Consider the following 11,950-nt stretch of genomic DNA (forward strand, 5'->3'; position numbering starts at 1 on the left):
TCAGTCCTCCCTGGTCAGCCAGCGAAGCGTGGCCGGCATCGGGGTCCGGGGTGCCGGCACGGCGAGCGCCAGCTCGAAAGCCTGCGCCGGGGGCGGCGCGGCAAGATCGGTGTAGAGCGCGCCGTAGATCCGCACCACCCGATCGGCGGTGAAGTGGTTGAGCGCGCGCTGCCGGGCGGCGTCACCCAGCGCACGCCGGCGCGGTGTCGCCCGCAGCAGGCCGACGATCGCGATGGCCAGCTCGGACGGGTCGTCGGCGGGCACCACGATCCCGGTGTCACCGAGCGTCTCCCCGGCCGGCCCGACGTCGACGGCCACCACCGGGCGGCCCGACATCATGGCCTCCACCAGGCGCGACGGCGGATCGGAGGGCCCCGGCACGTGCGCCACTACCTGCCCGACGGTGAACCGCTCGCGCGGGTCGGCCGGAAGCGGATGCATCCGGATCGTGCTGCTCAGCCCGGTGCCCTCGATCCGGTCGGCGCAGTACTCCTCGTGCGCGGCGGTCACCCCGACCAGGTGCAGCACGGTCCCCGGCAGCGCCGCCGAGATCTCGGTGAACGCGTCCAGCACCGGGGTCAGGCCGCTGTCCGGGCCGCCGCTGCCGGCCCACACCACGGACGCCGGGGCGTCGAGCTCGGCCGCACCCGGATTCTCCTTCGGATCCGCACCGGCCGGCACCTGGATCAGCCGGGTCGGCGCGGCGCCGTGATCAAGCGCCCAGCCGTGGTGATACGTGCTCAGCGGGGCGATCAGCTCGGCTTCGGCGTACCCGGTCCGGGCCACGGCGCTGCGGAAACGCCGGAGCACGAGCCGGACCGCGGGGGACATGCGCTCCTCGGCCGGACGCTGGCGGGTCACCGGCGTACGCGCCTCGGTCAGCAGCAGCGGCGTACCACTGCGCCACCGCCCGGACAGCGCCGCGAGCAGCGGCGTCGTCCCGCCCACACAGTGCACCAGGTCCACCTCGGGGACCGGCACGGCCAGCGCCCGCAGGGCATGCCGCAGCAGCGTGGCCGCGGTCCGCGCATCACGCACGCTGAGCTTCGGCAATTCATCATGTACGGGGTGAGTGGCCCACCGCCACGAGTCGAGCAGTTTGTCGGCCAGCGGCAGGCGGGTCAGCGGGCTCGGGCGGTTCGCGGCCATCTCGGCGATGCCCCGCAGCCCGTCGGCGAACACATCGGTCGCCGACTCGTCGAGCAGGCCGTGACAGAGCTGGGCGACCGCATCGGCGGCACCCTCCGGGAGCTGGGCGCGGCGGCGCTCGGCCCGGGCCGGCTCACGACCCAGCGCGATGGCGCGGGCCGAGCCGACATTGAACGGAAGCGGGTACGCGGGAGCAGACGGCAGTTCCCGGTCCGTGACGGTCAGCAGCTCGAAGCGGAACCGGTGCAGCCCGTCGACGAGCGTCCGGCACCAACCTCCGAGAGCGTCCCGGCGGTACGGGTACCCGCCGCCGGTGAGCAGACAGATGCGCTCGCGCGACGGGGTCGGATTCACGCTGGGGGCAACGACAGAATAGCCCCAGGCTACCGGAGCATGTCAGCTAGGCGACAGAAATACGCGGCCTTTGTCCTAATTTGTCGCCCAAGTTTGCCCGTTTATGCCCGAAAGGCCGCCCCTGTCCACCCCCTTAGCCCCACCCCTTGATCGACCCCCGTCCTCCCCCCAAATCAACCCCACCCACCCCCGAGCCCCCGGCCGAGCCCCGCCACCGCACCCGCCGCCAGTGCCCCCACCTCCAGCCCCGCCGCCATGAGGCCAGCTGGCACTGAGGGCTGTCCCGGCCGCCTCAAAGCAGCCCTCAGCGCCAGCCGAGACCGCGCACCGCGGCCGGAGCTCGGGCCCAGCTTCCGGCCGCGCCGCCGCGAGTCCAGCTGGCGCTGAGGGTTGTCTCGGCCGGGTCGAAGCAGCCCTCAGCGCCAGCCGAGACCGCCCGGCGCGGCCGGAGCGTGGGTCCGGCCTTCGGCCGCGGTGTGGTGCGGGCCGGCTGGTGCTGAGGGCTGTCTCGCCGGGGTCGAAGCAGCCCTCAGTGCCAGCCGAGGCCTGGCGGCGCGGCCGGGGCTTGGGTCCGGCCTTCGGTCGCGGTGCGGTGGGGCCGGCTGGTGCTGAGGGTTGTTTCGGTGGGGTTGAGGCAGCCCTCAGTGCCAGCTGGGGCCTTGCGGTTTGCGGCGCGGTGAAGGGTGGGGTGGCGCGGGGATTTGGGTGTGGGTGGGGAGTGAAATTGGTGCCGGCGGGGAGCAGTCGGGTGGTGGGGCGGGGAATTTCTTGATCAAATAGGTGGCCCGGGGACGGGGCCGACGCGTACGGTGTTGATCGAACTTCATCGAGTGAGGTGGGCGAGAGTGTCCCACCGAGATCGACAAACCGGCAGCGACGCGCATAATCGCTGTTCAAGACCCCCTGGTGGCGTGATTCACTAACGTCGGCCGGGCGACGGCGTGCGCTCGGCTTGACGGAGCTGGGGTATGGGCGGACTATGGAGATGTCGCTAGTCGCGCCCACTCATGCCCCGGCTCCCTTCGTGGCTTGAGCATCAGCACCTAAGAGAGTTTTGCCGCAACACTGGCAGAACTCTGTTCTCACGCGTGCCCGTGGGTCCTTTGGTGCGTCAGTTCGCGTGCTGAGCGCGTTTTTGGCCGGCCGTTTTCCGGCGAAGCATTCACATAAGAGACGCACCGCGTCACAAGGAGTCACGATGGCGAAGGCCCTCTACGGCCACGTAGGTGCGGCGCCCGATCGGCGCCTGCTCGACGAGGTCACCCGACTGCGTTCAAGGGTGCAGGCCTTGGAGTTCGAGGTCACCCGCCTCCGGGCGGAGAACGACCGTCTCGCGGCGGCGGCCGCCGAGGCGGATGACATTCTGCGGCTGACCGAGCCGGCTCTGACCTGAGCCGATCCGTTCGCCGGGACGTCTCTGCGGGGTGACTGACCCGGCGTTCATCCCCCTCGCACCACAAAACGCATCAAAGAAAAGCGCGCCTCCACATCCGTGGCGGCGCGCAGTTTTTTGCCCGGAAAGTGCCGGCCGCCGCGGAGGAAGCGCCTGGTGTGGGCGGTGCAGAGGTGCGGGTTGTGACGGGCGTGCGAAGAGGCGAGGCGGCGCGCGGCGGGGGAGCCCCAGGTGGCGCGGGACGTCAGATGGCGCGGGAACCCTAAGTGGGGCGGCGAACGGCGCGGGGCGGCGCGGAGTGGTGAAGCGGCGCGGCCGGCTGGGGGAGGGCGAGCGGCACGCACCCGCCGTACGGGAAAAGGTTGAAACCGCCGACAAAGGGCGAATTCGGCGGACAATTCCGCCGCCGACCTGCGATGGGCGCGGCGTAGCGCTGCCCAACCTGACCCAGAAGGGTACCCTCCCACCCAGCAGACCACCGACCCACCCGGCAGAACAGCGCTTCAACCCGACCGAACACCGCCGACCCTCGGAGATCCGTGCACCTCAAGAGCCTGACGGTCAAGGGCTTCAAGTCCTTCGCCTCCGCCACCACGTTGCGGCTGGAGCCGGGCATCACCTGTGTGGTGGGGCCGAACGGTTCCGGCAAGTCGAACGTCGTCGACGCCATCGCCTGGGTGCTGGGTGAGCAGGGCGCGAAGGCGCTGCGCGGCGGGAAGATGGAGGACGTGATCTTCGCCGGCACGGCCGGGCGGGCGCCGCTGGGGCGGGCCGAGGTCACGTTGACGATCGACAACAACGACGGGGCTCTGCCGATCGATTACACCGAGGTGTCGATCACCCGCCGGATGTTCCGAGACGGCGCCAGTGAGTACGAGATCAACGGTAATTCCTGCCGCCTGCTCGACATCCAGGAGCTGCTCAGCGACTCCGGTATCGGCCGGGAGATGCACATCATCGTCGGCCAGGGCCGGCTGGACGCGATGTTGCACGCCAAGCCCGAGGATCGCCGCTCGTTCATCGAGGAGGCGGCCGGTGTCCTGAAGCACCGTAAGCGGAAAGAGAAGGCGGTCCGCAAGCTCGACGCGATGCAGGTCAACCTGAACCGGTTGAACGACCTGACCGCGGAGTTGCGGCGCCAGCTCAAGCCGCTGGGCCGGCAGGCCGAGGTGGCTCGCCGGGCCGCCGGGATTCAGGCCGACCTGCGGGACGCCCGGCTCCGGCTGCTCGCCGACGACCTGTTCACGCTGCGCACGACGCTGGACAAGGAGATCGCCGACGAGTCGGCCATGCGGTCCCGGCGGGGCGAGGTCGAGGAGGAGAACCGCGAGGTCCAGCGGATGCTCGCGGACCTGGAGTTCGCGCACGCGGAGGATGCGCCGCTGCTGCAGGCGGCCCAGGACACCTGGTACAAGCTGTCCGCGCTGCAGGAGCGTTTCCGATCGACCGAGCAGTTGGCCACCGAGCGGCTGCGGCATCTGGCCGCCACCCCCGACGACGAGCGCCCGGGCCGCGATCCGGAGATGCTCGAGGCCGAGGCCGAGCGGGTCCGGGAGCAGGAGGAGGAGCTCCGCGAGGCGCTCACCGAGGATCAGATGCGCCTGGCCGAGGCGGTCGAGCACCGCCAGGAGCTGGAGCGTCAGCTGGCCGCGGCCGAGGGTGCGCTGCGGGCGGCCGCGAAGGCGATCGCCGACCGCCGTGAGGGCCTGGCCAAGCTGGTCGGCAACGTGAACGCGGCGCGGGCCCGGACGACCAGCGCGGCCGAGGAGATCGAGCGTCTGGCCGCCGCCCACGAGGACGCGCTGATGCGGGCCGAGGCGGCGCAGGGCGAGGTGGACGTGGTCGCGGCCGAGTCGTCGGACGCGGACCGGGACAACGCCGATCTGGACGCCAGGCACGACGAGGCGGTGGCCGCGCACGACAAGGCGGCCGCGGTGGTCCGCGAGCTGTCGGACGCGGAACGTGCGGCGGAGAAGGACGCGGCCAGTCTGAAGGCGCGTGAAGAGGCGCTCGCGCTGGGTCTGCAGCGCAAGGACGGCGCGGGCGCTCTGCTGGCCCGGTCCGGCCAGGTGCCGGGGCTGCTGGGCAGCCTGGCGTCGATGCTGACGGTCCGTCCGGGGCACGAGGCGGCGCTGTCGGCGGCGCTGGACACGCTGGCCGACTCGGTCGCGCTGGCGAGTCTGGACGAGGCGGTGGAGGCCGTCCGTACCCTCAAAATTGCTGACGCCGGACGCGCCGCGCTGGTCATCGCCGCGCCGGCCGGGCCCGGCATGCAGGGTTCGCTGGACACGCTGCGGCCGGCCCTGCCCGAGGGCGCGCTCTGGGCGCCCGACCTGATCGACTGCCCGGAGCCGATCCGCCCGGCTCTCAACCGCGCGCTGCGCGACGTCGTGCTGGTTCCGGATCTGGCCGCGGCCGTGGCGCTGATCGGCTCGAACGCCGAGTTGCGCGCGGTGACGCCGGAGGGCGACGTCCTCGGGACCTATGCGGTGGCCGGCGGTTCGGCCAAGGCCACCAGCTACATCGAGGTGCAGGCGGCGGTCGACGAGGCGAAGGCCGGGCGCGCCGCCGCCGAGGAGCGCATCGCCGAGCTCAAAGAGCAGCTTTCCGACGTACGGGCCCAGGTCGCCGAACTGAAGCAGGCCGTCCAGGTCGCCGCGCAGGCCAAGCGGGCCGCCGAGGGTGAGCGGAATGCGGCCGCCCGCCGGCTGGCCGAGCTGGGCGCCGCGGCTCGGTCGGCCAAGGCGGAGAGCGAGCGGCTGGGCGCGTCCCGGCAGAAGGCCGAGGCGGCGCGCGAGGCCGACCTGATGCGGGTCGCCGAGCTGGAGGAGCGGCTGCGCCTGGCCGAGGACACGCCGATCGACGAGGAGCCGTCGACCGAGGAGCGCGACCAGCTGGCCGCGCTCGTGCCGCAGGCCCGGCAGAACGAGATGGAGGTACGTCTCGCGGTCCGCACGGCCGAGGAGCGGGTCTCCTCGATCGCCGGCCGGGCCGACTCCCTGCTGCGCCAGGCCAATCAGGAGCGGCAGGCCCGGGAGCGCGCCGCGGCCCGTCGTGCGGCCCGCGCTCGCGGCGCCGAGATCGCCCGCGCGGTCGCGGCCGGCGCGCACACCGCCCTGTCCCGGGTCGCCGTCTCGGTGACCGCGGCGGCCGAGGAGCGGGACCGGATCGCGCATGAGCGCACGAGCCGCGAGGCCGAGCTGCAGGAGGTTCGGGCCACGGCCAAGCGCCTGGTCAACGAGCTGGAGCGGCTGACCAGCGAGGTGCACCGGGACGAGATGGCTCGGGCCGAGCAGCGGATGCGCATCGAGCAGTTGGAGGCCAAGGCGGCCGAGGACTTCTCGCTCGACGTCGAGACCCTGATCAGCGAGTACGGGCCGGAGCAGCCGGTTCCGCCGACGCAGGCCGAGGTCGCGGCCGCGGAGAAGGACGGCAAGCCGGTCCCGGAGCCGATGCCGTATCACCGGCCGACCCAGGAGAAGCGGTCCAACAAGGCGGAGCGGGACCTGACCCTGCTCGGCAAGGTCAACCCGCTGGCGCTGGAGGAGTTCGCCGCGCTGGAGGAGCGCTACAAGTTCCTCTCCGACCAGCTGGAGGATCTGAAGGCGACCCGCAAGGACCTGCTCACCGTGGTCAAGGACGTGGACGACCGGATCCTTGAGGTGTTCACCTCGGCTTTCGAGGACACCGCGCGCGAGTTCCAGCAGGTCTTCCAGGTGCTGTTCCCGGGCGGTGAGGGCCGGCTGATCCTGACCGACCCGGAGGACATGCTGACCACCGGGGTCGAGGTGGAGGCGCGCCCGCCGGGTAAGAAGATCAAGCGGCTGTCGCTGCTCTCCGGTGGGGAGCGTTCGCTGACCGCGGTGGCGATGCTCTGTGCCATCTTCCGGGCCCGCCCCTCGCCGTTCTACATCATGGACGAGGTCGAGGCGGCCCTCGACGACGTCAACCTGGGCCGGTTGATTACGCTCTTCCAGCAGTTGAGGGAGAAGAGCCAGCTGCTGATCATCACGCACCAGAAGCGGACGATGGAGGTCGCGGACGCGCTGTACGGCGTGACCATGCGAGCCGGCGTCACGCAGGTGATCAGCCAGCGGCTCAACCGCGAACCGGAGGACTAGGAACAGCATGCGCGATCGGGCCCGGGCTCTGTTGATCGACCTGGACGGCGTGCTGCGCCGCTGGGACCCGGCACCGATGATCGCCGTCGAGGTGAAGTACGGCCTGGCACCGGCCTCCCTCCTGGAGACCTCGATGTCCTGGGACATCTACCGCCCGGCGATGGCCGGCGAGATCTCCGACGCCGAGTGGATGGGCCTGGTCGCCGACCGGCTGCCGCTGGACGCCGACGAGTCGGCCGCGGCGGTCGCCGAGTGGCAGTCCTACCGGGGTGAGGTCGACCCGGAGGCGCTGGAGTTCGTCCGGGGCGTGCGGGCCGACGGCCGCAAGGTCGGGCTGGCCACCAACGCCACCGACCGGCTCCGCGGCGACCTGGACGCGCTCGGCCTGACCGGCGAGGTGGACTTCGTCCTCAGCTCGTGGGAGATGAAGGTGCACAAGCCGGCGCCGGAGTTCTTCCAGCAGGCCTGCCTGGCGATCCGGGAACTGCCGAAGCACGTGCTGTTCGTGGACGACGACGACCGGGTGATCCGGGGCGCGCGGGCGGCTCACCTGTCGGGCTATCGGTGGACCGGGCCGGAGCACGTGCCGTACCTCAGGAAGGCTCTTGATCTCCCGGTTTGATGCCGTCCGGGGGTTCGGGGAACTGAGGTGCGGGGTCGACCGTCCAAGATGACGGAGTGCCACCGTGGCACGCCTGTCCGGAAGGATCGACATGTCGAAGATCGCCCTGCTCGCCGGTAGCTGCCTGCTCGCGCTGAGCGCCGCGGCCTGCTCCTCGGGGGACACCAAGGCGGCCCCGGTCACCAGCTCGGCGCCGGTGACGAGCACCGCGCCCACGGAGAGCACCAGCGCCCCGGCCGCCGGCCCGCCGGCCGGGATCGCCCCGGTCGGGGCCGGTGCCGCGATCAAGGCCGAGCGGCAGTTCACCTTCGGCACCGTGCAGTCGGGCGGGCAGAAGCTGCTGACGGTCGGCGCCGACGGGGTCGTGACGCTGACCGACCACCTGGAGGACCGGGCGCTGTTCGTGACCACCCCGGTCACGGTGGGCGGCGACAAGTATCTGATCCAGACGGCCAAGCTGATCGAGGGCGGCGAGCCGTGGTGCCTGGCCGTGCACTCGCCCGGCGGCAGCGCTCAGCTGCGGCTGAAGATCGCCGCCTGCGACGCCGGGAAGGACGACCAGATCTTCACGTTCCCGAAGTCGCAGGACGGTAAGGGCCGGCTGATCGAGGCCGGTGACCTGTTCGTGATGGCCACCGCCGACGGGCGGGTCATCGCCCAGGAGAGCGGCGAGGGCGACGGCCTGACCGCGTTCACCGTCCGCGACCAGGGCAAGTCGACCCTGCCGCACCTGGGGGACTAAACCCCGGTGACGCCGTCGATGCGCTCGCGGAGCAGATCGGCGTGGCCGTTGTGCCGCGCGTACTCCTCGATCATGTGGGTGTAGACCCAGCGCAGGCTGATCGGGCCGCGCCGTCCGGTGAACTCGTGTTCCAGCGGCAGCGCGGCCACCGCCTCGTCGGCCCGCCGGATCTCCTCGTGGAAGGTCGCGAAGTCGGCCTCGGCGTCGGCCGTGGGCACGTCGTCGAAGTCGCCGTCCTCGCTGGCGTCGGTGCAGTAGAGGTCACCGGGGGCGGTGTCGGCCGCCTTGGTCCGGAACCACCAGCGCTCCACCTCGGCCATGTGCCGGACCAGCCCGAGCAGCGTCAGCGTGGACGGCTCGGCGCTGGCCTGTTTGAGCTGCTCGGCGGTGAGGCCGGTGCATTTGAGGAGCAGCGTCTGCCGGTGATAGTCGAGCCAGCCCTGGAGCATGGTCCGCTCGTCGCCGGTCTGCGGTTCGGGTACGCGGTGCGCCTCGGGGGCGGTCCAGGTAGTCATCGAGGTCATCCTGGTGCAGCCGAGGTCACACCGCCACGCATTTCACGGCTGGTACTCGGTGGCCACCACCTCGTGCAGCCGGCCGTCCTTGGTGGTGCCCTCGATCAACGCCTGGGCGTGGCGTCCGTCCAGGGTCAGCGTGCCGATGGCGTTGCCGAAGTACGGCTCGGACAGCCGTTTCCACCGGATCAGCGGCTTCGGCGCCCCGGCCGACTTGGCCAGCCCGCGGACGGCCCGGACGACCGGCGGCAGCCAGGCGATCCGCATCAGCGGTCGCAGCGGCGCGGGCACCTCGTTGTGGATCGGTGAGCAGGTCAGCTGCATCACCGGGGTGGCCATGGCGTGCCCGAAGTCGGCCCGAGCCGCGTACGAGTGGTGCACGTCCCCGGAGAGCACGCTGATCGACGCCGGGGCCGCGTAGGCGCCGCCGGCCCCGACCCGATGCCCGGGCGAGCCCACACCGCCCTCGCCGAGCCGCCGGAACAGCTCGCCCAGCGCGGTGAACGACTTGCCGAACGCGGCCCAGTGCTCCAGGTCGAACGCGCGCCGCACCTTCTCCCCGAACGCCGCCCAGCGCCGGGACAGGCGGGACTCGGAGACCTTCTCGTTCCACGCCTCCAGGTGGTGGATCGCCGGCGGCATCAGCCACGGCAGGGACGAGCCGACGACCAGGTGGTCGTACTCGCCGTGGGCCTGGTTGATGAACCAGTCCCACTCGGCGGCCGGCAGCATCGCCCGCGAGCCCGGGGTCAGGACGCGGTTGCACCGGTTGTCCAGCACCACCAGGCGGGTCCGGCCGAGATCAAGGGCAAAGCTCCATTGGTACGGACGGTCGGTGTTCTCGGCCGAGCCCGGATCGTCCACCGCGAGCCCGAAGTCGTGCAGCAACTCGGTGGCGTCCTCGGCCGCCGACACCTTCTGATACAGCGGATCGGCGGCCAGCTCGTCCGCGCTCAGGTTGCCCAGGTGCTGGTAGACCCAGTAGGAGGCCAGCCCGGCCGAGATCCGCTCCCGCCACCAGGACTGCTCGGCCATGTCGGACCGCCAGGAGGCCGAGGTGTTCCAGTCGTCGATGATCTCGTGGTCGTCGAAGATCATCACGCTCGGCACGGTGGAGAACAGCCAGCGCACCTCGGGGTCGCGCCAGGACTCCAGGTAGAGCTTCGTGTACTCCTCGAACGTGATCACCTGGTCGGTCGGGCCGTCGTGGCCGGCCGGCCGGTTCCGCTTCAGGAAGCGGCGCACCTTGTGCGAGGTCTCGTCCGCGTAGACCTGGTCACCGAGCAGCACCAGCAGGTCGGGACGGTGATCCGGATCGGCCATCAGGCGCCGGGCGTACGCGTCCAGGGCATCCGGCGGCAGCTGACGGCCGGTGGCCTGCGGGGTGGCCTGCCGGCACGAGCCGAAGAGCAGGCTCACCGGCTGGGCGGCGTCGTCGGCGGCCCGGGTGCGGATCACCGAGGGCGGGTACGGCGAGCCGGGGGCCGGCCACACCTCACGGTCCTCCAGCAGCACGCGGTAGGCGTGGGCCGACTCCGGGGCCAGGCCGGAGACGACGACGATCGCGTAATGATGCCCGTACGCGCAAAAGGTCTGAGCGGAGCCGGAAGCGCCGCCCTCGGCCTCGACCCGCACGGCGGCCGGTTCGCTGGTCTCCACCCAGATGGTGGCGCGGTCGCCGGTGACCCGGCGCAGCAGTGGTCCGATGAGTAGTTGCGCGGTCACTGAACGATACCGGCCTTCCAAGCTGGTTCCCGAGGGGTGCCCACATACTTCCCAATCAGTGCCCGGAATCGCCAGTGCGTGGCCCACGCCACGGCCGGACGGCTCATCTGTCAGGATTTCGGCTATGGAATACGTGGTCGCCGCAGTGATCCTGCTCGTCGTCCTGATCGTGGGTGCGGTCGGGCTGGTCGTGCCTCGGATGCGCCGCAAGGAGCTCCCGCCGCCGGTTCCCCAGGTGCCCGCGGCCCCCGTGGACGAGGAGCTTCCGCCCCTCATCGAGAAGGCGCCGGCGGCCGAGACGCCGGTGATCGACGAACCGGTCGTCGAAGAGGCGCCGGTCGTCGAGGAAAAGCCGGTCGTCGAGAAACCGGTGGTCGAGACGCCCGAGCCGACCGCCGGTCGCCTGGTCCGGCTGCGCGCCCGCCTGGCCCGTTCGCAGACCGCCCTGGGCCGCGGCCTGCTCAGTGTCCTCTCCCGGGATCACCTGGAGGACGACGACTGGGAGGAGATCGAGGACAGCCTGATCACCGCCGACGTCGGTGTCGAGGCCACCCAGGTGATCGTCGAGCGGCTCAAGGAGCGGGTCCGGATCCTCGGCACCCGGACCGTCGCCGGGGTGCGCGAACAGCTCGTCGAGGAGCTGGTCTCGGCACTCGAACCGGACCTGGACCGCAGCCTGAGGACGACGCCGCACGACGGCCGTCCGGCGGTCGTGATGGTGGTCGGCGTCAACGGCGCCGGCAAGACCACCACGTGCGGGAAGATCGGCCGGGTGCTGATCGCCGACGGGCGGAGCGTGCTGTTCGGAGCGGCCGACACGTTCCGTGCCGCCGCCGCCGAGCAGCTGGCCACCTGGGGTGAGCGGGTCGGCGCCGAGACGGTCCGCGGGCCCGAGGGCGGCGACCCGGCCAGCGTGGCCTTCGACGCGGTCAAGCGCGGCATCGACCTGGGTATCGACACGGTGCTGGTCGACACCGCCGGCCGGCTGCAGAACAAGGTCGGCCTGATGGACGAGCTGGGCAAGGTCAAGCGCGTGGTCGAGAAGCACGGGCCGGTCGACGAGACGCTGCTCGTGCTCGACGCCACCACCGGGCAGAACGGGCTGGAGCAGGCCCGCGTCTTCACCGAGGTGGTGGACGTCACGGGTGTGGTCCTGACCAAGCTCGACGGCACCGCCAAGGGTGGCATCGTGATCGCTGTGCAGCGCAAGCTCGGCATCCCGGTCAAGCTCGTGGGGCTCGGTGAGGGGCCGGACGACCTCGCGCCGTTCGAGCCCGCGGCGTTCGTCGAGGCCCTGTTGGGTGAGACCGCGTAGGCTCTCAGAGAACG

Annotated in this window: 8 protein-coding genes; 5 read left to right on the plus strand and 3 right to left on the minus strand. The window is 71.5% G+C overall.

The annotated features are described in order from the left end of the window. Positions 1–1,503 (minus strand): DUF3492 domain-containing protein, encoded by a 1,503-nt coding sequence (locus ACSHV8_RS46850; RefSeq protein WP_436526956.1) that lies wholly within the window; start codon positions 1,501–1,503, stop codon positions 1–3. A 1,198-nt stretch (positions 1,504–2,701) separates the two neighbouring features. Here ACSHV8_RS46850 and ACSHV8_RS46855 point away from each other — a divergent pair. The 4 genes from ACSHV8_RS46855 to ACSHV8_RS46870 all read left to right on the plus strand — a co-directional run bounded on the left by ACSHV8_RS46855 (position 2,702) and on the right by ACSHV8_RS46870 (position 8,381). After that, the gene (locus tag ACSHV8_RS46855) at positions 2,702–2,896 is read left to right on the plus strand and encodes a hypothetical protein (protein ID WP_089291272.1); all 195 of its coding nucleotides are present in this window, start codon (positions 2,702–2,704) and stop codon (positions 2,894–2,896) included. Positions 2,897–3,435: 539 nt separating this feature from the next. Further along, complete coding sequence (smc, locus tag ACSHV8_RS46860) at positions 3,436–7,017, plus strand: chromosome segregation protein SMC (RefSeq protein ID WP_436526957.1); 3,582 nt, start codon at positions 3,436–3,438, stop codon at positions 7,015–7,017. Between the two features lie 7 nt (positions 7,018–7,024). After that, positions 7,025–7,639, plus strand: coding sequence for an HAD family hydrolase (locus ACSHV8_RS46865; RefSeq protein WP_436526958.1), 615 nt, complete (start codon positions 7,025–7,027; stop codon positions 7,637–7,639). 91 nt (positions 7,640–7,730) lie between these two features. Next, on the plus strand, positions 7,731–8,381 hold the full coding sequence (locus tag ACSHV8_RS46870; protein ID WP_436526959.1) for a hypothetical protein: 651 nt from the start codon (positions 7,731–7,733) through the stop codon (positions 8,379–8,381). Here the strand turns inward: ACSHV8_RS46870 and ACSHV8_RS46875 are convergent. Both ACSHV8_RS46875 and ACSHV8_RS46880 read right to left on the minus strand, forming a co-directional pair. Next, the gene (locus tag ACSHV8_RS46875) at positions 8,378–8,896 is read right to left on the minus strand and encodes a DinB family protein (protein WP_436526960.1); all 519 of its coding nucleotides are present in this window, start codon (positions 8,894–8,896) and stop codon (positions 8,378–8,380) included. The genes ACSHV8_RS46870 and ACSHV8_RS46875 overlap by 4 nt on opposite strands. 42 nt (positions 8,897–8,938) lie before the next feature. After that, positions 8,939–10,621: an alkaline phosphatase D family protein gene (locus tag ACSHV8_RS46880; RefSeq protein ID WP_436526961.1), complete on the minus strand. Its 1,683-nt coding sequence runs from the start codon at positions 10,619–10,621 to the stop codon at positions 8,939–8,941. Positions 10,622–10,745: 124 nt separating this feature from the next. On the opposite strand from ACSHV8_RS46880, the gene ftsY reads away from it, so the two are divergent. Next, positions 10,746–11,936 carry a signal recognition particle-docking protein FtsY gene (ftsY, locus tag ACSHV8_RS46885; RefSeq protein WP_436526962.1) on the plus strand — a complete coding sequence of 397 codons (1,191 nt, stop codon included), beginning with the start codon at positions 10,746–10,748 and terminating at the stop codon, positions 11,934–11,936. Positions 11,937–11,950 lie beyond the last annotated feature (14 nt).

The organism is Actinoplanes sp. HUAS TT8 (assembly GCF_051380535.1).
Lineage (GTDB): Bacteria > Actinomycetota > Actinomycetes > Mycobacteriales > Micromonosporaceae > Actinoplanes.